Raw genomic sequence first — 25,536 nt, 5'->3', positions numbered from 1 at the left:
CAGTGTGCCCCTGGAGGAGTCCGCAACGTCGGGGATTTCCGGCGCCGGCGGCCACACCGGAATCACCTGCCGGGCGGGTGTCCGGACGGCACCGACGCCGTCCGGACACCCGCCCGGCAGGACCGGGCGTATCCGACGATCCCCCGCGTCGCCGGATACGCCCAGGAGCCCTGGCCAGGGGTTCCGCAAAGGGCCCTCTGTCAGGGACGCGCTGAGTATACTGGCTACAAGCCAGTCAACGCAGGAGTTACAGGATGTCCCCGCGCAGCGCATCGGTCAACGAGGAGTTGCGACGGCGATCCCGCGAGCGGCTTCTGCAGGCGACGGTCGAGCTCGTCGGGGAGCGCGGGTACGACGCGACGACGCTCGGCGACATCGCGGACCGCGCCGGTTCGGCGCGGGGCCTGGTGTCGTACTACTTCCCCGGCAAGCGGCAGCTGCTCCAGTCCGCGGTGCACCGGCTGATGCACCGGACGCTGGAAGCGGCGCTGGAGCGCGAGCCGCACACCGAGGACGGGCCGGAGCGGCTGGCGCGGGCCGTCGACGCGATCCTCGGCCTGGCCGTCGACCACCCCGTCCTCATGCGGACGCACATGGCGGGGATCCTCCAGGCCGAGGGCTTCGTGCAGTGCCCCGAGCAGCAGCGGCTCGCCGAGCTGCTGCGCGACACCGTCCTGCGGAACGGCTCGCTCAGCGTCGAACGCGACTATCCGCTGCTGCGCTCCCAGCTGATGGGGGCGGTGTTCGCGGCGCTGGTCCCGGGGGCGCCGATGCCGTTGCCGGCCCTTCGGGCGGAGCTGTTCGCCCGGTACGGGCTCGCGTGGGAGCTCGGAACCCCGCCGGACGACGCGGCGCCCGGCGGGAGAAGCCCGGGGGGTGCCCCGGACTTCTCCCAGTACTTCGAGCCCGGAGGTCCCGGGTCCCGGTCGAACGGCTCTCAGTCGAAGTAGTCCGGCTGCGTCTGGACGTTCAGCTCGCCCGTGCGGACTCGCTCGGCCGGGTCGGTGCGCCGGTCGCTGAGCTTCAGGACGTCGAAGCCCTTGGCGATGTCGTTCGAGTAGATGTAGCCGTTGTAGTAGTACGCGGACCAGGCACCGCCCACCTGGAGGGTGTCCGTGGTGAGCGGACCGCGCTCGAAGTAGGCGATCTCCCTGGGCTTCGAGGAGTCGGTGAAGTCCCAGACCGAGACGCCGCCCTGGTACCAGGCCTGGACCATGATGTCCTTGCCCTTGACGGGGATCAGCGAGCCGTTGTGGGCCACGCAGTTCTCGGTGTCCGCCTGGTGGCGGGGGATCTTGAAGTAGTTCTTGAACACCAGCTTGCGGTGGTCGCCCTTGCCGACGACGGCGTAGATGCCGTCGGCGCCGCGGTCCGGCCCGACGGCCTCGTTGCAGGTGGCCGCCCCGCCGCCGCCGAGCTCGTCCGTGAAGACGACCTTGTCGGCCTTCTGGTTGAACGTCGCCGAGTGCCAGAAGGCGAAGTTGGTGTTGTCCTCGACCTGGTCGATGACCTTGGGGTTCTCGGGGTCCTTGATGGAGAACAGGATGCCGTCGCCCATGCAGGCGCCGGCGGCCAGGTCCTTCGAGGGCAGGACCGTGATGTCGTGGCAGCCGGTGGTCTTGGAGACGCCCGGGTTGGTGGGCCCGCCGGGGTTGCCGCCGCCGTCGGGTCCCTCACCGGGGAACAGGACGGGGAAGTTGACCAGCGCCGCCTTCTCGGGCGCCTTGCGCGGCACCTTGATGACCGAGATCCCGTCGTGCGGCGGCTGGCAGTCCGGGAACGTCGCGCTCGGCGAGTACGACGAGACATACACGTAGACGTTCTTCTTCTCCGGGACCAGCGTGTGCGTGTGCGAGCCACAGGCGGTCTCGACGGCTGCGACGTACTTCGGGTTCTTCTTGTCGCTGATGTCGAAGACCTTCATGCCCTCCCAGGAGGACTTCTCCGTGGCGGGCTGCGTGGTGCTGGCGCAGGAGTTGTCGCTGCGCGACGAGTCGGTCGACAGGAAGAGCAGGTCGCCGGAGACGGAGATGTCGTTCTGCGATCCGGGGCACAGGACCTGCGCGACGGTCTTCGGGGCCTTCGGGTTGCTGATGTCGAAGATGCGGAAGCCGTCGTAGTTCCCCGCGAAGGCGTACTTGCCCTGGAACGCGAGGTCCGAGTTGATGCCGGGCAGGACGTCCTTGGGGATGTTGGCGAGATGTTCGATGTTGTCGGAGTGGACGACCTCGTCCTGGGCGGGTATGTCGCCGTTCGCGATCGCCGCCCGGGTGTCGGCCGCCGCGCTCTTCGAGAGCCGCTCGGCCCTGGCCGGGGCGTCGCCCGGGTCGGGGGTCGCCGCCGCCGGAGCGGCCATGAGTAGCGCGGCCAGCAGCCCGGCCGCGGTCGCGGCAACTCCCAGGCGTCTGCGGCGCGTTCGGGACTCGTTCAACAGGGTCACTGCTGTCTCCCTCGTCGATGACTTCCCCGCTTCCCCCGTTCATGCGGGAGCGGAGCACGGACCCCCACGAGTATCGTCTTCATCATGCACAGATCAACAGATGGCAACGTACTCGTCATGAAAGTTGTCCTGCCGTTGACGGCCGCGGTCGCCGCGCTCGTACTCGGCGGCTGTGACACGGCGCCGGACGGCGGGGGCGCTGACACCAACTCCCGTGCGCGGCCGGGGCCTTCGGTGATCGCACCGGGCAAGCCGGGCGAGGGCGCCGAGACGCTGTCGGCCGAGGACGCGCGGAAGCGCAAGCCGGACGACAGCCCCAACTCGGCCGACTTCGGCTACGCACAGATGATGATCGCGCATCACACACAGGCCCTCCAGATGACCGAACTCGCCCCGAAGCGAGCCGAGTCGGGCCAGGTGAAGCGCCTCGCGCAGCGCATCTCCGCGGCGCAGGGCCCGGAGGTCGGGGCCATGGAGGGCTGGCTCAACTCCCACGGCAGGGAACGCGAGAGCGGCGGGCACCACGGACACGAGGCGATGCCGGGGATGGCGACCGAGGCACAGCTGAAGACGTTGCGCGCGGCGCACGGCGCGGCCTTCGACGAGCTCTTCCTGAAGCTGATGATCACGCACCACACCGGGGCGGTCACGATGGCGACGGACGTGCTGTCCGAGGGGAACAACGTCCAGATCGAGGAGATGGCGAACGACGTGATCGCGCAGCAGACGGCCGAGATCGGGCGCATGCGGAAGATGTCGTGACGCCCGGCGCGTGAGCTCCGTGCGCGTCACACCCTCCCGGCCCGGCCCCCTCGGTGTCATGCTGGAAGTCCGTCGGCCTGCGGAAGGAGTCCGCCGTGCTGCGCGTCGCCGTTGTGGGGTCGGGGCCGAGCGGGGTGTACACCGCGCAGAGCCTGGTCCAGCAGGAGCGGGTGCCGGACGTCCACGTGGACGTCCTCGACCGGCTCCCCTGCCCGTACGGCCTGGTGCGCTACGGCGTGGCACCGGACCACGAGAAGATCAAGTCGCTGCAGAACAATCTGCGCACGGTCCTGGAGCACGAGCGCGTCCGCTTCGTCGGCGGCGTCGAGATCGGCCCCGGCCTGCCGCCCGACCGGCTCCTGGAGATGTACCACGCGGTCGTGTACTGCGTGGGCGCCGCCACCGACCGCCATCTGGGCGTACCGGGCGAGGACCTTCCGGGCAGCTGGTCGGCGACCGACTTCGTCTCCTGGTACAGCGCGCATCCGGACGCGGTGGCCGAGGGGTTCGTGCGGGGCGTGGAGTCGGCCGTCGTCATCGGCGTGGGCAACGTCGCCGTGGACGTCACCCGGATCCTGGCCCGCGGCGCGGCCGAGCTGGCGCCCACCGACATGCCGCAGGCGGCGCTCGGCGCACTGGCCGACAGCCGGGTGCGGGACGTGTACATGGTGGGGCGGCGCGGCCCTTCGCAGGCACGCTTCACGACCAAGGAGCTGCGTGAGCTCGGCACGCTTCCCGGGGTCGAAGTGGTCGTGGACCCGGCCGAGTTGGCGCTCGATCCCGCCTATATCGACCCGTCGGGGCTGCCGGCGGCGAACCGGCGGAACGTCGAGGTGCTGCGCGGCTGGGCCGAGCGCCCGTCGCCGGGTCTCCCCCGCCGCATCCATCTGCGTTTCTTCCAGCGGCCGGCGGCGCTCCTGGAAGGGGCCGCGGGCCGGGTGTCGGGCGTGCGGTTCGAGCACACCGCGCCGGACGGCTCGGGAGGCGTGAGCGGCACCGGCCGGTTCGACGACATCGACGCGCAGCTCGTCCTGCGGTCGGTGGGATACCGCGGAGTACCCCTGGACGGGCTGCCGTTCGACGAGGCCACCGCAACGGTGCCGCATCGCGAGGGGCGCGTCCTGCGGGCGGGTGAGGTCTCGCCCGGCGAGTACGTCGCGGGCTGGATCAAGCGCGGCCCGACAGGCGTGATCGGCACCAACCGCCCGTGCGCCAAGGAGACCGCGCAGTCACTGCTCGACGACGCCGCCGCGCTGACCGCCCGGGACGTTCCTGGTGACGCGCTCCGCGGGCTTCGCGCGGCGGGCTGCGCGACCGTCGAGTGGCCCGGGTGGCTCGCGATCGAGCGCGCGGAGGCGGAGCTGGGCCGCTCCCTGGGGCGTGGCCCGGTGAAGATCCCGGACTGGGCGGGCCTGCTGGCGGCGGCCCGCGACGGGACGACGTAGCTCCTGAGCGGCGATACGCGCTGACGCAGGGCGCCCGGGAAGCGCGACACATCCCGGCAACAGACGCGAAATCAACAAATCGTTTAAGCCCCTTACGGTCTCGTGCTGTCCACCCCGCCCCTCGCACCCACGTTCGCGTTCCGACATCCCCTTGGAGTGCCCATGGCAGCCCCGGCCGCCCCACCGTCCGTCCACCCCGTCGACGAGGTGCTGCCCGTGCGGCAGCTGGCCGCGTTCGGCCTTCAGCACGTGCTCGCCATGTACGCGGGCGCGGTGGCCGTGCCGCTGATCGTGGGCGGCGCGATGAAGCTGTCGCCCGCCGACCTCGCGTATCTCATCACCGCGGATCTGCTGGTGTGCGGCATCGCGACGCTGATCCAGTGCGTCGGGGTGTGGCGGTTCGGCGTCCGGCTGCCGATCGTCCAGGGCTGTACGTTCGCCGCCGTCTCGCCGATGGTGATCATCGGCACGACGGGCGGCGGGCTTCCCGCGATCTACGGGGCGGTGATCGTCGCCGGGCTCGCGATGATGCTGCTCGCGCCGGTCTTCGGCAGGCTGCTGCGCTTCTTCCCGCCACTGGTCACCGGCACGGTCATCCTGATCATCGGCGTCTCGCTGCTGCCGGTGGCGGGCAACTGGGTTGCGGGCGGCGCGGGTTCGAAGGACTTCGGCGCCCCGAAGAACGTCGCGCTGGCGGCGTTCGTCCTCGTGGTGGTCCTCGCGGTACAGCGCTTCGCGCCGCCGTTCCTGAGCCGCGTCGCCGTGCTCGCCGGCATCGTCGTCGGCACGGCCGTCGCCGTGCCCACCGGTTTCACGGACTTCGGCGGTGTCGGTGACGCGCACTGGGTGGGGGTCAGCACGCCGTTCCACTTCGGTACGCCGACGTTCCACGGCGCGGCGATCGTGTCGATGCTGATCGTGGCCCTGGTGACGATGACCGAGACCACGGGCGACTTCATCGCGGTGGGCGAGATGACGGGGCGGCCCGTCCAGCCCCGCTCAGTGGCGGACGGCCTGCGCGCGGACGGCCTCTCCACAGTCCTCGGCGGCGTGTTCAACACGTTCCCGTACACCGCGTTCGCACAGAACGTCGGGCTTGTGGGCATGACGCGGGTGCGCAGCCGCTGGGTCGTCGCCACGGCGGGCGGAATCCTGGTGCTGCTCGGCCTGCTGCCCAAGCTGGGCGCCGTCGTCGCCGCGATCCCGGCGCCCGTGCTCGGCGGCGCCGGCCTGGTCATGTTCGGCACGGTCGCGGCGAGCGGCGTGCGGACGCTGGCCCGGGTCGACTTCGCCGGCAACCACAACCTGACGGTCGTCGCCGTGTCGGTGGCGATCGGGGTGCTTCCGGTGGGCGTGCCCGGGATCTACGCCAAGTTCCCCGACTGGTTCCAGACGGTCATGGACAGCGGGATCAGCGCTGGCTGCATCACGGCGATCGTACTCAACCTGCTGTTCAACCACCTTCCGGGAAGCGGTGGTTCAGCTCCCCAGGCCGCCGACACCGCCGGAGCCCCCGTCGCCTAGCCGGTCGTCCTGCCGGGCGGCCGCCGCGAGGACGCTGTCGAGAAGGCCGGGGAAGAGCTCGTCCAGTTCGGCGCGGCGCAGCACGCTCATCTTGGCGGTGCCCCGGTAGATCTGCCGGATCACGCCGCTCTCGCGCAGGACGCGGAAGTGGTGCGTGGTGGTCGACTTCGTGACCGGGAGGACGAAGTGCGAACAGGAGAGCTCACTGTTCTCGTCCTCCTCCGCCAGCTCCCGCACCACCCGCAGGCGCATCGGGTCGGCGAGCGCGTGCAGCACCGACTCCAGGCGGATCTCGTCACGCGTGGGGTGAGCAAGCGCCCTGCTGCTCGGTGCGGCGGTCGTCACGGCGGCTCCACTTCGTTCGGCCCGGTGTGCGGATGGGGATGACGGGTGCGTTGCGGGTGCGTCGAGCCCATTGTACGAGACTCGTCGTAGTTTGACAGGTGCCGTACTACGATGCCTATCGTACGAGGACCCGCCACGCCCGTCGTGAACGTATAGGAGTCTGCCGTGAGCGCGCTGTTCGAGCCCTACACCCTTCGGTCGCTGACCATCCCCAACCGGGTCTGGATGCCGCCGATGTGCCAGTACAGCGCCGCCCCCGAGGGCCCGGACACCGGTGCCCCGAACGACTGGCACTTCGCGCACTACGCGGCCCGTGCCGCCGGTGGCGCGGGCCTCATCATCGTCGAGGCCACCGGTGTCAGCCCCGAGGGCCGCATCAGCCCGTACGACCTCGGGATCTGGAACGACACGCAGGTCGAGGCGTTCCGCCGGATCACCGCCTTCCTCAAGGCGCACGGCACCGTCCCGGGCATCCAGCTCGGGCACGCGGGCCGCAAGGCGTCGACCGACCGCCCCTGGAAGGGCGGCGGCCCCGTCGGCGCCGACGCGTACGGCTGGGACTCGGTCGCGCCGAGCCCGCTCGCCTTCGACGACAAGCACGCGGCCCCGGCCGAGCTCACCGTGGAGCGGATCCGCGAGATCGTCGCCCAGTTCGCCGACGGCGCCCGCCGCGCCCTGGACGCGGGCTTCGAGGTCGCCGAGATCCACGGCGCGCACGGCTACCTGATCGGCCAGTTCCTCTCGCCGCACTCCAACGTCCGCACGGACGAGTACGGCGGCTCCTTCGACAACCGGGTGCGCTTCGCCCTCGAGGTCGTCGACGCCGTCCGCGCCGTGTGGCCCGACGACAAGCCGCTCTTCTTCCGTATCTCCGCCACCGACTGGCTGGAGGAGAACGGCTGGACGCCCGAGGAGACCGTGCGCCTCGCCACCCTCCTCAAGGAGCACGGCGTCGACCTGCTCGACGTCTCGACCGGCGGCAACGCGTCCGGCGTGCGCATCCCGGTCGGCCCCGGCTATCAGGTCCCCTTCGCCGCGCGCGTGAAGGCCGAGACGGAGCTGGCCGTGGCCGCAGTCGGCCTCATCACCGACGTGGAGCAGGCCGAGAAGATCCTCGCCAACGGCGAGGCCGACGCCGTCCTGCTCGGCCGTGAGCTGCTGCGCAGCCCGTCGTGGGCGCGCCTGGCGGCGCGCGAGCTGGGCGGGGACGTGCACGTGCCGGACCAGTACCTGCGCTCGGTCTGATCCCCGGCGGTGCGGCGGTCAGTCAGGCGTCCGGGCGCTCAGCCCTTGTCCTGCTCGCCGTACCGCTTCTCGAACTTGGCGACCTGCCCCTCGGCGTCGACCACCCGCGCCTTGCCCGTGTAGAAGGGGTGCGACTCGGAGGAGATCTCCACGTCGACGACGGGGTAGGTCTCGCCGTCGTCCCACTCGATCGTCTCTTCGCTGGCGGCCGTCGAGCGGGTCAGGAAGGCATAGCCCGCCGACCGGTCACGGAACACCACGGGGCCGTAGGCGGGCTGTTTGTCCTGCTGCATCGTGTCTCCTTCAGCGCGCGGTTCAGCGCACCGGCTCGTCCACGGCCGGTACGGGCCTCTCAAGCCTCACCCGGAAGCGTCCGCTCCGCGACTCCGTCCGCTGCCGGTTGGCACAAGCGCGCCGGCGGAAGCGCGCCTACAGGAGCGTGGCCGTGAGGTCGGGGCCCGGCCCGTCCGCGTACGCGTCGTCGTCGAACGGGTACAGCGGCCGCTCGACCCGGTGGTGGCCCAGGCGCAGGAGGTCCTGGTCGACGCCGCCCGGGGTGAGGGCGAGCAGCCAGTCGGCGGCCATGTCGTGGAGTTCGGGCTCCAGGTAACCGATCTTGACGACGACCAGGTCGTACGTGCGCGGGTCGACGCCGAGGCCGCCCTCCGCGGGGCCCATGAAGTCGGCGAGCGTGTGGAAGGGTTTGCGGCGCTCCACGAGGACGACGGTGAGTCCGCCGACGCGCACCGCCGCCATGTCGACGCCGCGGTCGTACGCGCCGCCCTCGGCCCGGTCCTTCTGCTCGGTGGCGCGCTGCAACGCCGTGACGGTGCCGGTGAGTTCGTACGGTCCGCCGTGACCGGCGTCGACCTTGCCACCGACGCCGAGGGTGACCTCGGCGCCCACCCCCGCCTCGAAGCAGCGGGCCACGGCGACCGGGTCGGTGATCCCAGGGTGCACTGCCGTGACCTCGCCCGTGCGGATCGCGTCGTTCTCCAGGAGCTTGCCCAGCATGTACGCGAGGTCCCCGGCGCCGCCCGCCGTCGGGTTGTCGCCGGAGTCACTGATGAGGAACGGCCGCTTGTCGGAGGCGACCGCCTTCTCGATGCACTCCCCGGCGCTGCCCGTCGGACTGACGAAGACGAAGTCCCTGCGGGCGTCCCAGTAGCGCCGGGCGAGCTTCTCGGCCTCCGCGGCGGCGAGTTGGGCGTCGTCGCCGGTGACGACGATGGCGGCCTTGCAGCGCGGCTCGTCCGCCCAGGCGTAGCCGACCCACATCGCCGCGTCGAGGATGCCGTCCTTCCGCTCGATGTCGGCGAGCGAGGCGTAGAGGGACATGGCGGGTTCGAGGCGGGTGCTGGTCTTCTCGCCGGGCAGCAGGACGGGGACCTGGACCCAGGCGCGGTGCGGGCGCGTGCCGTCGCGCAGGCAGCGTACGAGGTTGCGGGCGGCGCGCTCGCGGGTGTCCCAGGCGTCCTCGTGCGGGGCGAGACGGTGGGCCGTGAGCAGGTCGCAGGGGCCGGCGAAGCGGCGCGAGACATTGCCGTGCAGGTCCATCGCGGCGGACAGAAGCGGGCGGGTGCCGTGCGCGTCGAGGGCGGCACGGACCGCGTCCGTCAGGTCGCCCTCGGCGTCGGTGAGGCCGATCACGCTCATGGCGCCGTGGATGTCGTAGACCATGCCGTCGAGGGGGCCGGCCTCGCGTATGCGGGTGACGAGTTCGTCCTTGAGGACCAGGTACGACTCCGCCTCGACCGGGCCGCCGGGCAGCGAGGTCGCGTGCAGCAGCGGCACCCACTCGACCACGTCGGCGAGGTCGGAGTCGGGCCGGGTCCAGGTGTAGCGGTCGAGGAGGTCCTGGCCGCGTGTCTGCCGGAAGTCGTCCGTGGTGGAGCGGTGCGGGCAGAACGTGGAGGACTCGATGCCGATGCCGCCGATGCCGATGCGCAGGCGGCGTGCGGGGGCCGTGCTCGTCATGCTGAGGCGCTCTCTTCCTGGGGGACGGGTGCGGTGGGGAGGTTGTGGCGCAGGGCGGTGAGGCCCGCGCCGAGCAGTCCCGCGTCGGGGCCCGTGACCGTCGTGGTGATCTCCAGGTCCGCGGTCGCGAGCGGCAGGCAGCGCTCATACAGGACTCCGCGGACGGCGGCGACCAGCGGTTCGGCGGCGGCGAGTGCGCCGCCGAGGGCCACGACCTGCGGATTGAAGAAGTTCACGACGACGGACAGGACCGTGCCGATGTGCCGGCCGGCGGTGCGGACCAGGGTGGTGGCCTGCGGGTCGCCGTCGGCGACGAGCTGGAGGAGCTCGGTGGTGGAGGCCACCTCGACGCCCTGCCCGGCGAGTTCGCGCATCAGCGCGGCGCCGCTGGCGACCGTCTCCAGGCAGCCGATGTTGCCGCAGCTGCACGGCCGGTCCTGCGCGGCCTCCACGCGTACGTGGCTGATGTCGCCGGCGCAGCCGTTGGCTCCGTCGTGCGGGCGGCCCGCGGAGATGATGCCGCTGCCGATGCCGCGGCCCGCCTTCACGACCACCATGTGGTCGAGGTCTGGGCGGGCGGCGCGGTGCTCGCCGACGGCCATCATCGTGGCGTCGTTCTCCACGGTGACGGGCAGGCCGAGGCGTTCGGCGAGGACGTCGCGCAGCGGGTAGCGGTGCCAGCCCGGCATGCGGGACGGGCTCAGGACGCGGCCCTCGCCGGGCTTGACCGGGCCGGGGAACCCGACGCCGAGAGCGCGCACGGTGCGGCCCGCCTCCCGCTGCCGTGCGGCGAGTTCGGTGACCTGACCGCAGAGCCAGTCGACGGCCGGCTCCGGCCCCACAGTGATGTCGTGCGGCAGGTCGACGGCGTCGAGGACGGTCCCGTCGAGGCCGACCACTCCGAGCCGCGCGTGATGGCTGCCGAGGTCGGCGGCGAGCGCGACACCACCCTGGGCCCGCACGCGCAGCAGACGGGGGCGCCGCCCGCCGCGCGAGGCGCCCTCGCCGGACTCGGTGAGCACGCCGGCCGCCACGAGTTCCTGCACGCGCAGCGAGACGGTGGAGGGGGCGAGGCCCAGCTCCCGCACGAGGTCGGCCCGGGAGGTGGCGGCGCCCGAGGAGACCAGGTGCAGGATGTGCTGCGCCGACCCCGGTTCGCCCTGCGATGTGTCGGACATACCGCCCTCTTGGTTGCTCGGTTGCTTGGTTGCTTGATTGCTTGGTTCAGCGCCTGGGGTTCGATGAGCTCGTTCGGCGTCTTAGTTCGATGTGTTTCTTCGAGGAATGATCGAACCCTAGACCGAACCAAACCAAGTTGGCCATACTTTCGGAACGAAGAACTATTTGCCGAATGAAGCTATTGACTTGGTTTCGCCGACCGGCCTAGCGTTCGGGCGCCGCCCCGTCGCACTCCGGTACGGGGCCGTCCCCCGACCCCTTGGAGGCCCTCCGGCATGCGCTCATTCAGGTCAACGGCCGCCGCCGCCCTCGTCCTCGCGGCGGCGCTCACCGGCTGCACGCACGAGGGCGGCAGCATCGCCATGGGGCCGACCGGCGGCACCCCCGTGGAGGGCGGCACGGCCACGATGGCGCTGCCTCCCGCCGCCACACCGAACTGGATCTTCCCGATCGGCGCACCCGGCTACGGAGCCTCGTACAACTACGGCATCCAGACCCTGCTGTTCATGCCGGTCTACGACGCCGTGCAGCTCAAGGGCGAGCTGACCACGCACGGCCCGAGCACGCTCGGCCTCGAGCCGAAGTACAGCGACGGCAACAAGACGGTGACCGTGCCGCTGCGCGAGGGCGTGAAGTGGTCCGACGGGAAGCCGGTCACCTCCCGCGACCTCGAGTTCTGGTTCAACCTCGTCAAGGCGAACAAGGCCGACTGGGGCAGCTACTCGGTGGGCACGATGCCGGACAACGTGAAGCGGTTCGAGGTCGTCGACGACCGCACGGTGCGGCTGCACCTCGACCGGGCGTACAACCCGGACTGGTTCACGGCCAACCAGCTCACGCTGATGCGCGCCCTGCCCCAGCACTCCTGGGACGCCACGACCGACGGCGGCCGGGTCGGCGACCACGACCGCACCACCAAGGGCGCCAAGGCCGTCTTCGCCCGGCTCACGCGGCACGCCAAGAGCCTCGGCTCGTACGGCAGCGACCCTCTCTGGAAAACGGTCAACGGGCCCTGGAAACTTGCCGGCTGGCGGGACAGCGGCCAGGTGACCATCGTCCCGAACGAGAAGTTCACCGGCCCCGACTCCGAGCGGCCGCACCTGGACAAGGTCGTCTTCAAGCCGTTCACCACCGCCGACTCCGAGTACAACGTGCTGCGCTCCGGCGGCGTCGACTACGGCTACATACCGCCGTCCGTCATGGCGCAGAAGGCGAAGTTCGAGGACAAGGGATACCGCGTCGATCCGTGGGAGGGCTGGGCGGCGACGTACATCGTCTACAACTTCAACTCCACCCACGCCGGGCCCCTGATGAGCCAGTTGTACATCCGCCAGGCGATGCAGCACCTCGTCGACCAGAAGGCGATGAGCAACGTCATCTGGCAGGGCAGTGCCACCCCGACGCTCGGCCCGGTGCCCGTGACGCCGAAGAGCCAGTACCTGTCGCCGTCCATGGCGAAGAACCAGTACCCGTTCTCCGTACGCACGGCGCGCGAGCTGCTCTCCGCGCACGGCTGGAAGACCCGCGACGGCATCGCGCGCTGCGCACGCCCGGGTACCGGCGACGACGAGTGCGGCCCCGGCATCGAGGAGAACGCCCCCCTGGAGATGACACTGCTGTCGCAGTCGGGTTCCACCGAGACGACGAACATGATGCAGGAGCTGAAGTCGTCGCTCAGCCGGGCGGGCATCGACCTGGCCGTGCGCCAGCAGCCCCTGAACTCGGTGCTCGGCAACTCCGTGCCGTGCACGGCCAAGGACCCGGGCTGCGACTGGGACATGTCCTTCTTCGGTACGGCCGGCAGCTGGTACTACCCGCTCAACCCGAGCGGCGAGCAGCTCTTCTCCACGGGCGCCTCCGCCAACTTCGGCAACTACAGCGACAAGAAGGCCGACCGGATCATCCGCGCCGTGCAGTACTCGCCGGACATGAAGGCCGTCCACCAGTACGGCGAGTACCTCGCCGGGCAGCTGCCGGTGATGTGGATGCCGAACCCCGCGTACCAGGTGTCGGTGATCCGGAACGACCTGCGGGGCATCGAGCAGAACCCGACCGTCACGTTCGCGCCGCAGCACTGGTACTTCGTCAAGAACGACAAGCAGCACACGAACGACGCGAACAACAAGCACGCCAAGAAGGGAGCCGCGAAGTGACCGGCTTTCTGGTCAAGCGCTTCCTGCAGGCCCTCGTCGTCCTGTTCCTGGTCTCGGTGATCGTCTTCACCCTCCTGCATCTGCTGCCGGGCGGCCCGGCCCGTGCCATCCTCGGCCCGAAGGGCACCCCGCAGCAGATCGAGCACTTCAACCACCAGCAGGGCTACGACCGTTCACTTCCCATGCAGTACGTGATGTATCTGAAGCGGCTGCTCACCGGCGACCTCGGCGACTCGTACAAACTCAACTCGCCCGTCTTCGAACTGCTCAAGCAACGCCTGCCGAAGACGCTGCTCCTGACGGTCCTGTCCACCGTCCTCGCCGTCGTGATCGCCGTCCCGCTGGGCCTGCTCCAGGCCGTGCGGCGCGGCAAGGCCTCGGACTACGCGCTCACGGGACTCGCCTTCCTGCTGTACGCGACGCCCGTGTTCTTCCTCGGCCTCATCATGATCATCCTGTTCGCGCAGGTCATGCCGATCTTCCCCGCAGAGGCGCCGCAGGGCGAGACGATCGGTCAACTCCTCGGCGATTTCACGGGGTTGGTCCTGCCGGTCGTGACGATGGCCTTCGGCATCGTGGCGATGTTCAGCCGCTACATGCGCTCCGCCGTGCTCGACAACCTCACCGAGGAGTACGTCCGCACGGCCATGGCGAAGGGCCAGTCCAGCCGGCGGATCATGGTCAGGCACGTCCTGCGCAACGCCCTGATCCCTCTCGCGACCCTGCTCGGGCTCTACCTCCCGACGCTGTTCAGCGGCGCTCTCGTCGTCGAGTCGATGTTCAACTACCCGGGCATGGGGCTGCTGTTCTGGAACGCGGCCCAGGGCTCCGACTTCCCCGTGCTCCTCGGCGTGACCCTCGTGGTCGGCATCGCCACGGTCCTCGGCTCGCTGCTCACCGACATCCTGTACGCCGTCCTCGACCCCCGGATCCGGAGCGTGGCATGAGTACGTCCGCCGTCCTTCCCGTCCAGCCGGGCCAGGAGGAAGCCGCGCAGGCCACCCCCTCCCTCGCCCGCCGGACCCTGCGCGTCTTCACCGGCAACAAGCTGGCCCTGACGGGCGTCGTGGTCCTGGTCCTGCTGCTCGCCTTCTGCTACCTGGGCCCTCTCGTCCACCCGACCGAGCAGATCCACACGGATCTCGCGCAGGCGAACCTCTCCCCCGGCACCGCCGGGCACCTCCTCGGCACCACCGACCTCGGGTACGACCTGCTCGGCCGGCTCATGGTCGCCGGGCGGACCTCTCTCGAAATCGGGCTGGCGGCGGGCCTGCTGGCGACGCTGTTCGGCACCGTGTACGGGGCTGTCGCCGGGTACTTCGGCGGCTGGGTCGACGCCGCGATGATGCGGGTCACCGACGCGGCGCTCGCGATCCCCGCGATGTTCCTGCTCGTCGTGGTCGCCGCGATCATCACGCCCAGCAAGGGCATCCTCATCCTGATCATCGCCGGAGTCGCGTGGCTCTCCCCCGCCCGCCTGGTGCGCGGCGAGGCACTGTCGCTGCGCAACCGTGAGTACGTCCAGGCCATGCGGATGATGGGCGGCGGCGGCACGCGGGCCGTGTTCAAGCACATCGTGCCGAACGCGATCGGCACGGTCATCGTGAACTGCACGTTCCAGATCGCCGACGCCATCCTCTACGTCAGCTATCTCGCGTTCCTCGGGCTCAGCATCCCGCCGCCGTCCGCCGACTGGGGCTCGATGCTGTCCGCCGGCATCACCTACACGCAGAACGGCTATTGGTGGCTGATCTTCCCGCCGGGCATCGCGATCGTCCTGGTCGTCGCCGCGTTCAACTTCATCGGCGACGGGCTGCGTGACGCGTTCGAAGTACGGCTGCGGAAGTAAGGGACCGAGGCATTGAGGAAGACAGACATGACCGAGCCCCTGCTCAGGATCGACGACCTGCGCGTCGACATCGCCACCCGCGACCGCACCGTCCACGCCCTCGACGGGATCTCCCTCGACCTGGCCGCCGGTGAGGCTCTCGGGGTCGTCGGCGAGTCCGGCTGCGGCAAGACGATGACCGCGCTCAGCGTCCTCGGACTGCTGCCGCCCGGCGGCCGGATCACCGGCGGACGCGTCCTGTTCGACGGAGTGGACCTGGCCGCCGCGCCCGCGCCCGTCCTCCAGGACGTACGCGGCAACACCATCGGCATGGTCTTCCAGGACCCGCTGACCTCGCTCAACCCGACCATGACGATCGGCCGGCAGGTCGCCGAGCCGCTCCTCCTGCACCGCGGCGTCTCCCGCAAGGAGGCCTGGGCACGCGCCGAGGAGACCCTCCGGCTCGTCGGCATGCCCCAGCCCGCCGAGCGCATGAAGGCGTATCCGCACCAGCTGTCGGGCGGCATGCGCCAGCGCGTCGCCATCGCCATGGCGCTGGTCTGCGAGCCGAAGCTGCTCATCGCCGACGAGCCGACGACCGCGCTCGACGTGACGACCCAGCACCAGATCCTGGAGCTGATCGACGACCTGCGCGAGCGGCTCGGCATGGCGATGATCCTCGTCACGCACGACCTCGGCGTCATCGCGAACCGCGTCGACCGCGTCGCCGTCATGTACGCGGGCAGAGTCGCCGAACAGTCGGGCGTACGGGACCTGTTCGCCCGCCCGCGCCACCGCTACACGGAATCCCTGTTCGCGGCGCTTCCGGAACGGGCAGGCGACGGCGGGACCGAACTGCACACGATTCCCGGGCTGCCGCCGAACCTGACGGTGCGGCCGCAGGGCTGCCGGTTCGCGCCGCGCTGCGTGTTCGCCACGGACGAGTGCCGCACCCAGGAGCCGGCGCTCGCCGACGACGAACTGGGTGGAGCCGAGCACCGGTTCGCCTGTTTCCACCCGGTGCCGGACGTGAACGCGGAGGGCGAGGCGGCCGGCGTCATCGCGCCCGCCGCCGTCCCCGCGCAGTCGGCGCCGGGCGCGCCGCTTCTCGAACTCGACGGTCTCGTCAAGGAGTTCCCGCTCAAGGGCGGCCCGTTCTCGCGCAGTCGCGGCACGGTCAGCGCGGTGGGCGGGGTGTCGCTGACCATCCGCAAGGGCGAGACGTTCGGCATGGTCGGCGAGTCCGGCTGCGGCAAGACGACGCTCGGCCGGATCGTCGCGGGCCTGGAGGACCCGACGGCCGGATCGGTGCGCTTCGGCGGCGAGGACCTCGCGGGCCTCACGCGGGCCGGGCGCCGGGCGTACCGCCGCCGCATCCAGCTCATGTTCCAGGACTCGACCGCGGCCATGGACCCGCGGATGCGGGTCGGCGAGATCCTGCGCGAACCCCTCGTCATCCAGGGAGTCGGCAGCCGCGCCGGGCAGGAGGCGCAGATCGGCACGCTCCTGGACGCCGTGGGGCTGCCGCGGGGCGCCGTGCACCGCTACCCGCACGAGTTCTCCGGCGGCCAGCGCCAACGCCTCGGCCTGGCACGGGCGTTGACACTGTCCCCCGATCTGGTGGTCGCGGACGAGCCGGTGTCGGCGCTCGACGTGTCCGTGCAGGCGCAAATCCTCAACCTGATGCGGGAGCTCCAGCGTGAGCGCGGCCTGACGTATCTGTTCATCTCGCACGACCTCGCGGTCGTGCGTTACCTCGCCGACACCGTGGGCGTGATGTATCTCGGCAAACTCGTCGAGACCGGTCCCGCGGAGGAGGTGTACGCGCGTCCGCTGCATCCGTACACGCGGGGACTCCTCGACACGGTCAACGTGCCCGATCCGTCGGCCACGGCCGGTTCCGGGTCTCCGCTGACGGGCGAGACGCCGTCCGCGGCGAAGCCGCCGTCGGGGTGCCGGTTCCGCACCCGCTGCCCACTCGCGCAGGACGTCTGCGCCGAGGTCGAGCCGCCGGTCGCGGCCCCGCGCGGGGCCGGCCACCAGGTGGCCTGTCACTTTCCGCTGCCGGTGCCGGAGGAAGTGGCCGCCCAGCCGGTGTGACCTGCGGCGATGCCGCCTCCGAGGGTGACTGTCAGTGGTCGGGTGCAGACTGGGCCGTACCTGAGACAAAGGCGTCCTCGGAGGTGTCCGGCATGACCGAAGTGCTACTGACGGTTGGCACGCGCAAAGGGCTTTTCATCGGCCGCAGGCGGGGTGGCGGCGCGTGGGAGTTCGACGAAGGCCCGTACTTCAACTCCCAGGCCGTGTATTCGGTGGCGATCGACACGCGGGGCGATGTCCCTCGGCTCCTCGCGGGCGGTGACAGTGCGCACTTCGGCCCGTCGGTCTTCCACTCCGACGACCTGGGCCGTACGTGGACGGAGCCGTCACACCCCGCCGTCAAGTTCCCCAAGGACACGGGGGCCTCGCTGGAGCGCGTGTGGCAGCTGCACCCTGCCGCCGCCGAGCGGGACGTGGTGTACGCGGGCACCGAGCCGGCGGCGCTCTACCGCTCGGAGGACCGGGGCGAGACGTTCGACCTGGTGCGTCCGCTGTGGGAGCACCCGACGCGGTCGAAGTGGGTCCCCGGCGGCGGTGGCGAGGGCCTGCACACGGTGGTCACCGATCCGCGTGACGCGCGCGCGGTGACGGTCGCGGTGTCCACGGCCGGGGTGTTCCGCACGCGGGACGGCGGACAGAGTTGGGACCCCGCCAACTCCGGGGTCTCGGCGGTCTTCCTGCCGGATCCGAACCCCGAGTTCGGCCAGTGCGTCCACAAGGTCACGCAGGACGCGGCCGACCCGGACCGCCTCTACCTCCAGAACCACTGGGGCGTGTACCGCAGCGACGACGGCGGTACCCGGTGGAACGACATCGGGGCGGGCCTCCCCTCGACGTTCGGCTTCGCCGCCGCCGCGCATCCGCACCGCGGGGACACGGCGTACGTGTTCCCGATCAACGCCGACTCGGACCGCGTGCCCGCGGAGCGGCACTGCCGCGTCTTCCGTACGGAGGACGCGGGCAGGAGCTGGGAGCCGCTGACGGCGGGGCTCCCGCAGGGCGATCACTACGGGACGGTACTGCGCGACGCGATGTGCACGGACGACTCCGACCCGGCGGGCGTCTACTTCGGCAACCGCAACGGCGAGGTGTACGCGTCGGCCGACGACGGGGACAGCTGGCGGCAGTTGGCCTCCCATCTGCCGGACGTGCTGTGTGTGCGAGCGGCCGTGGTCGGTTGATCGGCCCGTCCGTTACGGCAGTAGGGTGACGCCCGTGGCACCACGACCCTTGCACGAAATCGTAGAAGCCGGCTGGGCCAAGGCCCTCGAACCCGTCGCGGGACAGATCACCGCCATGGGCGAGTTCCTGCGCGCGGAGATCGCCGCGGGACGCACCTACCTCCCGGCCGGGGCGAACGTGCTGCGCGCGTTCCAGCAGCCGTTCGACGAGGTGCGGGTCCTGATCGTCGGCCAGGACCCCTATCCCACGCCGGGACATGCCGTCGGGCTCTCGTTCTCGGTCGCGCCCGAGGTGCGGCCACTGCCCGGCAGCCTCATCAACATCTACCGCGAGCTGAACACGGACCTGGGCCTGCCCCAGCCGACGAACGGTGACCTGACGCCCTGGACGCGGCAAGGCGTACTCCTGCTGAACAGGGCACTCACCACGGCCCCCCGCCGCCCCGCCGCACACCGCGGCAAGGGCTGGGAAGAGGTGACCGAGCAGGCGATCAGGGCGCTGGCCGCGCGCGGCCGTCCGCTCGTGTCCGTCCTGTGGGGCCGCGACGCCCGCAATCTGCGGCCCCTCCTCGGCGACCTGCCGTCCGTGGAGTCCGCGCACCCGTCCCCCATGTCGGCCGACCGCGGTTTCTTCGGCTCGCGCCCGTTCAGCCGGGCCAACGACCTCCTGGCGCAGCAGGGCGGGCAGCCGGTGGACTGGCGGCTGCCGTGATGCGCGAGCCCACCGCTGCCGAGCCCGGTCCGGGCCACGGCGGGGACGATCCCACGGGCCCCGGGTGGGTCCTCGGCGTCGACTCCGGCGGTTCCGGTCTGCGCGTGGCGCTCGCCTCGGCCGGGGATCTCACACGTCCCGAGACGACGGTGTCCCGCGAGCCCGTGCGGACCGGTGCGGCGGGCATCGACGCCGGGCATCTGCTCGAACAGATGCTTCCGATGGCCCGGGAGCTGCTCGCCCGCGTCGGCGACCGCGGCCCCGGCGTGCCGCGGCTGAGCACGGTCGCCGTCGGCGCGGCCGGCATGGCCACGCTCGGCGACGGACTGCGGGCCGAACTCCCGGGCGCCCTCGCGGCCGAACTGGGCGTACGGCGGCTCGCGTTGGCCGCGGACGGTGTCACCGCCTACGCGGGCGCGCTCGGCCAGCGGCCCGGCGCGGTCGTCGCCGCGGGCACGGGCATGATCGCGCTCGGCACGGACCTCACCTCCTGGCACCGGGCCGACGGCTGGGGGCACCTCCTCGGTGACTGCGGTGGCGGTGCGTGGATCGGGCGGGCGGGGCTGGACGCGGCGATGCGGGCGTACGACGGGCGCCGCGGGGGCTCCGCCGCGCTGCTCGCCCTCGCCGAGGAGCGGTTCGGCCCGGCGGCCGGACTGCCGGCCCGGATCTACCCGCGCACGGACCGTCCCGCCGTCCTCGCCGCCTTCGCGCCCGATGTGGCCCGCGCCGCACTCGACGACTCCGTCGCCGCCGGCATCCTGCGCGAGGCGGCCGGACATATCGCCGAGGCGGCGGCCGCGGTGTGCCCGGCGGGTGACGGCAGTGAAGTGGCGCTCACCGGCGGCCTGTTCAAGATGGGCGAGCCACTGCTCGCCCCGCTCCGCGCCGAGCTCGCGGAGCAACTCCCGTACGCCGGCACGGTGTCGGCGACCGGCGACCCCCTGCACGGTGCGCTGGTGATCGCCGCCGCGCTCGCCGTCGACGGTCTGCGCCTGCCGTGCGACGGCCGTCTCCTCCACGCCCCCCAGGAGGCCGCCGACCGCTGACGGCGGTCCTTGCGCCCCTTCTGACCTGGACAGTTGAGCCATTCGTAACCGAAAGGATAAATACGGACGGATACCGCTCAGCTGCCCCCTCCCCGAACAAGGGAGACCCGTGAGCCAGTAGCATGCGGCGGCATGAGCTCCCCCACTGGGCCTGCATCCGGCCTGCCTGTACGAATGCCGCGACCCCGTCAGCCCGGTCGGCACCGCCGCCCGGAACCCGTGGCCGCCCCCGAGGGCGCACCCGCACTCGTCCTCGCGGTGCCCGGCACGCCCAGCAACGCCTCGCGCAGCCTCGCCGAAGAGGTCGTCAGCATCGCCCGCTCCGAGCTGCCGGGCCTCGAGGCCCGCATCGGATACCTCGACGGTGACGACTCGGAGGCCGCCGAGGCCTCGGCGTTCGCCGAGTTCCCCTCCCTGCGGGCCGTGCTCTCGCGCGCCGCGAAGGAGCGCACCGCCCGTTTCGAGCAGGCCCGTGCCGCGGGCGCCGACGTCGCGGAGCCCGACGGACCGGTCGCCGTGGTCGTGCCCCTGCTCGCGGGCCCGGACAGCGCGCTCACGCGCCGCATCCGGCAGGCCGTGATCGACAGCCGTACGGCCGCCGAGCTGACGGACGTCCTCGGCCCGCACCCGCTGCTCGCGGAGGGCCTGCACGTGCGTCTGTCGGAGGCGGGCCTGGCCCGTGCCGACCGCGCCCGGCTGTTCACGGTGGCGACCGCCGCCGACGGCATCATCCTCGCCTCGGTCGGCGGCGACGAGGCTGTCCAGGCGGCCGGGATCACCGGCATGCTCCTGGCCGCGCGCCTCGCGGTGCCGGTCATGGCGGCCGCGCTCGACGAGGAGGGCGCCATCGCGGCGACCGCCGAGCAGCTGCGCGGATCCGGCTCGCAGCAGCTGGCGCTCGCCCCGTACCTGATCGGCCCGGAGATAGACGCCAGCCTCCTGGAGGCGGCGGCGAACGAGGCGGGCTGCGCCTCCGCCGAGTCGCTGGGCGCCTACCCGGCGATCGGCAAGCTGGCCCTGTCGAAGTACACGACGGCGCTGGGCATCGCCCCGCAGCAGCCGCAGGGCGCGCCGGTCCTCTAACGGACCCGGACCGTACACAGGCACCCGGCGACGGGCCCGAACCCCGGTGGGGTCGGGCCCGTCGCCGTACCCGCCCGGGAACGGTCTCAGCCGAAGATCACGCAGGACGCGGCGGGCGCCTCGATGGAGCCGCTGCGGCGTGGGAGGCCGGTCTCGCGGTCGACGGAGAACCACGTCACGTCGCCGGACCGCTCGTTCGCCGCGTACAGGAAGCGGCCGGAGGGGTGCAGGGCCAGGCCGCGTGGCCAGTCGCCGCCGCAGGAGACGGTGGCGCGCAGCGTCGGCCGGTCTCCGGTGACGTCGAGGGCGAGGACGGAGATGACGTTCGCGCCGCGCGTGGCGGTCCACAGGAAGCGCCCGTCGGGCGATACGACGGCCTCGGACGGGAACGCGTCGCCGTGCGGCGCGTCCGGCAGCACGGAGATCTCGCCGAGCGGCTGCAGGGCGCCGCCGTCCGCGTCCCAGCGGCAGACGGTGACGGTCGGCGTGAGCTCGTTCAGGATGTACGCGCGGTCGCCGCGCGGGTGGAACGCGAGGTGGCGCGGTCCCGAGCCGGGCCGCAGCGCGACCTCGCGGTGCACCTCCAGGCGCCCGCCCTGCATCGAGCAGATCCGCACGGAGTCGGTGCCCAGGTCCACGCTGACGGCCCAGCGGCCGCTGGGGTCCGGCATCACCTGGTGGGTGTGGGGGCCCTGCTGGCGCTTGGGGTGCGTGCCCGAACCCTCGTGGCGCAGCACGTCGACGGACTCGCCGTCGAGAGTGCCGTCGGCGCGCAGCCGTACCGAAGTGACGCTGCCGGAGCCGTAGTTGGCGGTGAGTACATGGCCGACGTACAGGGCGAGGTGGGTGGGGCCCGAGCCGCGGACGAGCACGCCGCGCCCGGCGAGTTCAGGCTTGCCGTCCCCGGTACGGAACGCGGCGACGGCCCCCTCGGCGGTCTCGCTCACCGCGTAGAGGATGTCGCGCGCGGGCGAGAGCGCGAGGTACGAGGGGTCGGGAAGCGAGTCGACGGCGCTGAGCACGGTGAGTGAGCCGCTGTCCATGTGGACGGACGCGGTGAGGATCCCGGAGCCTCCCGCGGCGGTGAAGGATCCGATGTACGCCCGTCCGCCCTGCCTGTCGCCCACGCGAATCCCCTCGCACCGCCTGCACGGCGAGCCCGGTGCTCGCCGTTCGTGCGGCCGACGGTAGCAGCGGGGTCCAGGGCCTTTCGTTCGGATCAGGCCGGGCAAGGAAGGGGTCTGGTGCGTGCAGCTGCGAGGCGGAGGAAAGCGGCGACGCAATGGGGCCCCTGGTGCAGGACCCGCGAGCCCAGCTGATCCGGACGAAAGGCCCTAGAGCAGGAAGTCACCGGACGCCCTGGCGAGTGCCTCGGGATGCTGTACGTACGCCGGCGTGCGCTCCTTGGTGTCGTACGTGCGGTGGAAGACCGGGGTGGCCGAGCCGGAGATCGGCGGCACGATCCAGGACCAGTCGGCGCCGACCGTGCGGCCCTTGCGCTCCTCGCGGTCGAGGTGGGTGAGGAAGCGCCGGGACTCGGTGTGGTGGTCCGTGACGGTGACGCCGACGCGGTCGAAGGAGTACAGGACGGCGCGGTTCAGCTCGACGAGGGCGCGGTCCTTCCACAGGGAGCGGTCGCTGGTGGTGTCGAGGCCGAGGCGTTCCGCGATGCGCGGCAGGAGGTCGTAGCGGTCGGTGTCGGCGAGGTTGCGGGCGCCTATCTCGGTGCCCATGTACCAGCCGTTGAAGGGGGCGGCCTGGTAGCAGATCCCGCCGATCTCCAGGCACATCGTGGACAGGGCGGGCACGGCGTGCCAGCGCAGGCCCAGCCCGGCCCACCAGTCGTGGTCCTCGTGCTCGATGGGGACTTCGAGGACCGCGTCGGGCGGCAGGTCGAAGCAGCGCGGCTTGTCGTCGGTGCCCTGGACGATCAGGGGCAGTACGTCGAAGGGGGTGCCGTCGCCGCCGCGCCAGCCGAGACGCCGGGCGAGCGCGGTGAGGCCCTCGTTGCGCGGGTCGCCGACGACACGACCGTCGCGCTGCACGTACCCCGCGTACCGGATGAGCTGTTCGTTCCAGATGCGCGGTCCGGGGCGGTCCGGCGCGTCAGGTGCGAAGACGGTGATCAGGGGGCGGATGCGGCCGCCTTGGGAGGCCCCGCGCAGATGGTCGGCGCAGGCGGCCGCGATGTCCTCGGCGGCGGTGAGGTCGCGGCGGTCACGGACGTGCAGGGAGTTCCAGTAGAGACGGCCGATGCAGCGGTTGGCGTTCCGCCAGGCGACGCGGGCCCCGAAGGTGAGCTCGCGCTCGGTGTGGCGATACGTTCCGGTCTCCGCGATCTCGGCGTAGGCCTCCGCCAGGCGCGGGGCCGCGTCGCCGAGCCGCTCCTCGGCGTGGTGGGCGCGGATGAAGTCGGAGGCAGCGGGCCAGAGTTCCGGCGTGCGGGGAACTGGGGTACGGGGGTCGGGGCTGCGGGGGTGGCCAATACCGGCGGCGGAGTGACGGCGGCCGGCGCCTTCCGGGCAGCGTTCGTGCCGTTCCTGGAAACCTCCGCTCCGGGCGACGGCTCCGTCCCGCGCCGTGCCTCCGCCCCGGGCCGAGCCTCCGTCTCTTGCCTCGGCTCGGTCCAGCCAGCCGGCGGGACCGTCGGTTCGCTGTGGTGTATCGGGCATGGCGCACTCCCAGGGGGTCCCCGGCCGCGAGCCCTCCCGCGGGCCGCGCACTCCGTGCGTCCACATGATGCCGCTGCGTCACCCGTCCGGGGGCCGATCCGTCGTCTACGTGACGGGCGAATCCGCCCCGGGCCACGCCGGGCCGTCCACCCCGCGGGGCGTTGCCGCAGGTGGGACGAGTGACGTAGGGCCGCGACCGTAAGCGCGATCAGACCCAGACCAGCGAGGAGCGCGAAGAGCACAACAGGGGCGCGAAATATCCGGCGCGCGCTCTTCCGGTGGGCCGGAGCCGCGAGGGCTCAGGCGCCGACCGCGACCCTGTTGGATCCGCGCAGCGGGACGGCGAGTTCGAGCAGTGCCTGCTCCAGGGCATGGAGATGGGCCAGCACCGCTTCGCCCTCGACGAGATGCGGCACCTCAGCGGATGCGGTCTGGCGGCGCCGCCCGCCCGCCGGGGCGTCGGTGAGCGCCTCGACAGCGGTCTCCACGCGCCAGCAGGCCGCGGCGAGCCGGGCGTCGTGCGAAGCCTCCGGGTCGGCGACGACGGAGGCGAGCCCGCGCACCTCGCGCGCGCAGTCGTCGAGCAGCGCGAGTACGTGCCGGGCCCGGCCCATCCGCGCCCGCATCGGGCTGAACGGATGCACCAGCGGCGCGAGCGAGAGCCGCACCCTGCCGAGGATCGACTCCAGTTCGGCCACGCGCCGGGCCGGGTCGGCCGTCGGTGAGCCCGCGAGCCGGGCGGCGGCCTCGGCGGTGCAGGCGTGCACGCAACGCAGGGCCCGCTCGACCCACGCGTCGGTGACGGAGTGCGTGGTCACCGGCAGCACGAGCAGTACCGCGAGCACGGCGCCGAGCGCCCCGACGGCGGTCTCGCCGACCCGCAGGGCGAGCAGCGCCGGGTCGAGCACGCCGAGCAGCCCGTACAGCATGCTCGCCATGACGGTGACGGCGAGCATCATCCACGTGTACGAGACAGCGGCGGTGTAGAAGATCCCGAACACGCTGAGCGCGACGATCACGGCGGCCGCGACCGGCTGGTCGTGCAGCGGCACGGCCACGGCGAAGCCGAGCACGATGCCGAGCACCGTGCCGAGGAACCGCCGGAATCCGCGCACCACGGTCTCCCCGCGGGACGTCGTGTTGACGAACACCCACCACGTGGCGCCCACGGCCCAGTACCACCGCTGGTCGGACAGCACCTGACCGGCCGCGAGCGCGAAGCCGGCGCCCACGGTCGCCTGCACGGACTGCCGCGTCGTGATGCGCGCGAGCCGGCTCCCGCCGGTGGGCGCCGCCACCGCCGCGGGCGCCGGCAGCCGGCGCTCGTAGCACCACAGGCCGAACCGCACGACTGACGCGGCGGCGAGCGAGAGGAGTACGGCCGCGTACAGCTCGGGGAGCTGGTCCGGCACGGTGTGCAGGAACTGCGCGGCGAAGAAGGTCATGAACGCGAACACGCCGAGCGAGTGCCCGCGCGGCCCCCACCGCCGCGCGTACACGCCGGCGCCCACGACTCCGAGGAACGCCAGGTCACGGACGACGGGCACGTCGTGCAGCGCGGCCGCGAGCCCGAGCACCGGGAGTCCGACGGCCGGGAGCAGCGCGGTGGTCACGGCCTGTCCGCGCACCGTCGCGTCGGTCACCGTGAACAGGGCGAGCAGCGCGGCCAGGCCACCGGTGATGGCCGCGACGAGCGAGTGTCCGGCGAGCCCGCACAGGGTCACCGCAAGGCTGATACCGAGGACGCCACGGGCCGCGAAGCGCAGCCGTAGCCGCCCCGGATCCGGAGCCACGAACACCCTCTTCAGCACAGCCACCCACTCTTTCCGCGACACCGCGAA

General features: G+C 71.9%; 21 protein-coding genes. 13 read left to right on the top strand and 8 right to left on the bottom strand.

The window, feature by feature from the left end; genetic code table 11:
* Positions 1-254 precede the first annotated feature (254 nt).
* A complete protein-coding gene (locus OG758_RS39750; RefSeq protein ID WP_326714302.1) occupies positions 255-950 on the top strand; it encodes a TetR/AcrR family transcriptional regulator in 696 nt (231 codons plus the stop codon).
* On the opposite strand, the gene OG758_RS39745 is transcribed toward OG758_RS39750, so the two are convergent.
* A complete protein-coding gene (locus OG758_RS39745) occupies positions 938-2,440 on the bottom strand; it encodes an LVIVD repeat-containing protein (protein ID WP_326714301.1) in 1,503 nt (500 codons plus the stop codon). The two genes, OG758_RS39750 and OG758_RS39745, sit on opposite strands and share 13 nt — an antisense overlap.
* An 84-nt stretch (positions 2,441-2,524) precedes the next feature.
* Between OG758_RS39745 and OG758_RS39740 the strand changes: the two genes are divergently transcribed.
* The 3 genes from OG758_RS39740 to OG758_RS39730 all read left to right on the top strand — a co-directional run bounded on the left by OG758_RS39740 (position 2,525) and on the right by OG758_RS39730 (position 6,171).
* On the top strand, positions 2,525-3,202 hold the full coding sequence (locus OG758_RS39740; RefSeq protein WP_326714300.1) for a DUF305 domain-containing protein: 678 nt from the start codon (positions 2,525-2,527) through the stop codon (positions 3,200-3,202).
* A 95-nt stretch (positions 3,203-3,297) separates the two neighbouring features.
* Positions 3,298-4,647, top strand: a complete 1,350-nt coding sequence (locus OG758_RS39735) for an FAD-dependent oxidoreductase (RefSeq protein ID WP_326714299.1) — start codon at positions 3,298-3,300, stop codon at positions 4,645-4,647.
* Between the two features lie 162 nt (positions 4,648-4,809).
* Positions 4,810-6,171, top strand: a complete 1,362-nt coding sequence (locus OG758_RS39730) for a nucleobase:cation symporter-2 family protein (RefSeq protein ID WP_326714298.1) — start codon at positions 4,810-4,812, stop codon at positions 6,169-6,171.
* Here OG758_RS39730 and OG758_RS39725 read toward each other — a convergent pair.
* Positions 6,127-6,516, bottom strand: a complete 390-nt coding sequence (locus OG758_RS39725; RefSeq protein WP_326714297.1) for an ArsR/SmtB family transcription factor — start codon at positions 6,514-6,516, stop codon at positions 6,127-6,129. The two genes, OG758_RS39730 and OG758_RS39725, sit on opposite strands and share 45 nt — an antisense overlap.
* 165 nt (positions 6,517-6,681) lie before the next feature.
* Here OG758_RS39725 and OG758_RS39720 point away from each other — a divergent pair, with 165 nt between their 5' ends.
* Positions 6,682-7,761: an NADH:flavin oxidoreductase/NADH oxidase gene (locus OG758_RS39720; protein WP_326714296.1), complete on the top strand. Its 1,080-nt coding sequence runs from the start codon at positions 6,682-6,684 to the stop codon at positions 7,759-7,761.
* A gap of 38 nt (positions 7,762-7,799) precedes the next feature.
* Here the strand turns inward: OG758_RS39720 and OG758_RS39715 are convergent, their stop codons facing one another.
* From OG758_RS39715 to OG758_RS39705, 3 genes are all read right to left on the bottom strand, one after another.
* Complete coding sequence (locus OG758_RS39715; RefSeq protein WP_116500281.1) at positions 7,800-8,054, bottom strand: type B 50S ribosomal protein L31; 255 nt, start codon at positions 8,052-8,054, stop codon at positions 7,800-7,802.
* A 136-nt stretch (positions 8,055-8,190) separates the two neighbouring features.
* On the bottom strand, positions 8,191-9,738 hold the full coding sequence (locus OG758_RS39710; protein WP_326714295.1) for a M81 family metallopeptidase: 1,548 nt from the start codon (positions 9,736-9,738) through the stop codon (positions 8,191-8,193).
* A complete protein-coding gene (locus tag OG758_RS39705) occupies positions 9,735-10,916 on the bottom strand; it encodes an ROK family transcriptional regulator (RefSeq protein WP_326714294.1) in 1,182 nt (393 codons plus the stop codon). Before OG758_RS39705 ends, OG758_RS39710 begins: the two co-directional genes overlap by 4 nt.
* 276 nt (positions 10,917-11,192) lie before the next feature.
* On the opposite strand from OG758_RS39705, the gene OG758_RS39700 reads away from it, so the two are divergent.
* The 8 genes from OG758_RS39700 to OG758_RS39665 all read left to right on the top strand — a co-directional run bounded on the left by OG758_RS39700 (position 11,193) and on the right by OG758_RS39665 (position 21,023).
* Positions 11,193-13,070, top strand: coding sequence for a peptide ABC transporter substrate-binding protein (locus OG758_RS39700; protein WP_326714293.1), 1,878 nt, complete (start codon positions 11,193-11,195; stop codon positions 13,068-13,070).
* Positions 13,067-14,017, top strand: coding sequence for an ABC transporter permease (locus OG758_RS39695; protein ID WP_326714292.1), 951 nt, complete (start codon positions 13,067-13,069; stop codon positions 14,015-14,017). Before OG758_RS39700 ends, OG758_RS39695 begins: the two co-directional genes overlap by 4 nt.
* Entirely contained in the window at positions 14,014-14,919 is a 906-nt protein-coding gene (locus OG758_RS39690) for an ABC transporter permease (RefSeq protein WP_266739369.1), read from the top strand. The genes OG758_RS39695 and OG758_RS39690 overlap by 4 nt, the downstream gene beginning before the upstream one ends.
* 27 nt (positions 14,920-14,946) lie before the next feature.
* Positions 14,947-16,998 (top strand): ABC transporter ATP-binding protein, encoded by a 2,052-nt coding sequence (locus OG758_RS39685; RefSeq protein WP_326714291.1) that lies wholly within the window; start codon positions 14,947-14,949, stop codon positions 16,996-16,998.
* Positions 16,999-17,090: 92 nt separating this feature from the next.
* Positions 17,091-18,179 (top strand): WD40/YVTN/BNR-like repeat-containing protein, encoded by a 1,089-nt coding sequence (locus tag OG758_RS39680; protein WP_326714290.1) that lies wholly within the window; start codon positions 17,091-17,093, stop codon positions 18,177-18,179.
* A gap of 34 nt (positions 18,180-18,213) precedes the next feature.
* Positions 18,214-18,891 (top strand): uracil-DNA glycosylase, encoded by a 678-nt coding sequence (locus OG758_RS39675; RefSeq protein ID WP_326714289.1) that lies wholly within the window; start codon positions 18,214-18,216, stop codon positions 18,889-18,891.
* On the top strand, positions 18,891-19,940 hold the full coding sequence (locus OG758_RS39670; RefSeq protein ID WP_326714288.1) for an N-acetylglucosamine kinase: 1,050 nt from the start codon (positions 18,891-18,893) through the stop codon (positions 19,938-19,940). Before OG758_RS39675 ends, OG758_RS39670 begins: the two co-directional genes overlap by 1 nt.
* 132 nt (positions 19,941-20,072) lie before the next feature.
* Complete coding sequence (locus tag OG758_RS39665; RefSeq protein ID WP_326714287.1) at positions 20,073-21,023, top strand: sirohydrochlorin chelatase; 951 nt, start codon at positions 20,073-20,075, stop codon at positions 21,021-21,023.
* 86 nt (positions 21,024-21,109) lie between these two features.
* On the opposite strand, the gene OG758_RS39660 is transcribed toward OG758_RS39665, so the two are convergent.
* From OG758_RS39660 to OG758_RS39650, 3 genes are all read right to left on the bottom strand, one after another.
* Positions 21,110-22,150, bottom strand: a complete 1,041-nt coding sequence (locus tag OG758_RS39660) for a lactonase family protein (protein ID WP_382060507.1) — start codon at positions 22,148-22,150, stop codon at positions 21,110-21,112.
* 207 nt (positions 22,151-22,357) lie between these two features.
* Positions 22,358-23,695, bottom strand: a complete 1,338-nt coding sequence (locus tag OG758_RS39655; protein WP_326714286.1) for a nitric oxide synthase oxygenase — start codon at positions 23,693-23,695, stop codon at positions 22,358-22,360.
* 299 nt (positions 23,696-23,994) lie between these two features.
* Positions 23,995-25,506 (bottom strand): FUSC family protein, encoded by a 1,512-nt coding sequence (locus OG758_RS39650; RefSeq protein WP_326716185.1) that lies wholly within the window; start codon positions 25,504-25,506, stop codon positions 23,995-23,997.
* Positions 25,507-25,536 lie beyond the last annotated feature (30 nt).

Origin of the sequence: Streptomyces sp. NBC_01474, assembly GCF_035918215.1 — a bacterium.
Classification (GTDB): Bacteria; Actinomycetota; Actinomycetes; order Streptomycetales; family Streptomycetaceae; genus Streptomyces; species Streptomyces aureus.
This window is presented reverse-complemented; position numbering and strand designations above follow the sequence as displayed.

Bases quoted from the DNA above. Each gene is read 5' to 3' on its own strand.
- OG758_RS39750 (WP_326714302.1), top strand. From the start codon at position 255: ATGTCCCCGCGCAGCGCATCGGTCAACGAGGAGTTGCGACGGCGATCC.
- OG758_RS39740 (WP_326714300.1), top strand. From the start codon at position 2,525: ATGCACAGATCAACAGATGGCAACGTACTCGTCATGAAAGTTGTCCTG.
- OG758_RS39730 (WP_326714298.1), top strand. From the start codon at position 4,810: ATGGCAGCCCCGGCCGCCCCACCGTCCGTCCACCCCGTCGACGAGGTG.
- OG758_RS39715 (WP_116500281.1), bottom strand. From the start codon at position 8,054: ATGCAGCAGGACAAACAGCCCGCCTACGGCCCCGTGGTGTTCCGTGAC.
- OG758_RS39710 (WP_326714295.1), bottom strand. From the start codon at position 9,738: ATGACGAGCACGGCCCCCGCACGCCGCCTGCGCATCGGCATCGGCGGC.
- OG758_RS39705 (WP_326714294.1), bottom strand. From the start codon at position 10,916: ATGTCCGACACATCGCAGGGCGAACCGGGGTCGGCGCAGCACATCCTG.
- OG758_RS39700 (WP_326714293.1), top strand. From the start codon at position 11,193: ATGCGCTCATTCAGGTCAACGGCCGCCGCCGCCCTCGTCCTCGCGGCG.
- OG758_RS39690 (WP_266739369.1), top strand. From the start codon at position 14,014: ATGAGTACGTCCGCCGTCCTTCCCGTCCAGCCGGGCCAGGAGGAAGCC.
- OG758_RS39685 (WP_326714291.1), top strand. From the start codon at position 14,947: ATGACCGAGCCCCTGCTCAGGATCGACGACCTGCGCGTCGACATCGCC.
- OG758_RS39680 (WP_326714290.1), top strand. From the start codon at position 17,091: ATGACCGAAGTGCTACTGACGGTTGGCACGCGCAAAGGGCTTTTCATC.
- OG758_RS39670 (WP_326714288.1), top strand. From the start codon at position 18,891: ATGCGCGAGCCCACCGCTGCCGAGCCCGGTCCGGGCCACGGCGGGGAC.
- OG758_RS39665 (WP_326714287.1), top strand. From the start codon at position 20,073: ATGAGCTCCCCCACTGGGCCTGCATCCGGCCTGCCTGTACGAATGCCG.
- OG758_RS39655 (WP_326714286.1), bottom strand. From the start codon at position 23,695: ATGCCCGATACACCACAGCGAACCGACGGTCCCGCCGGCTGGCTGGAC.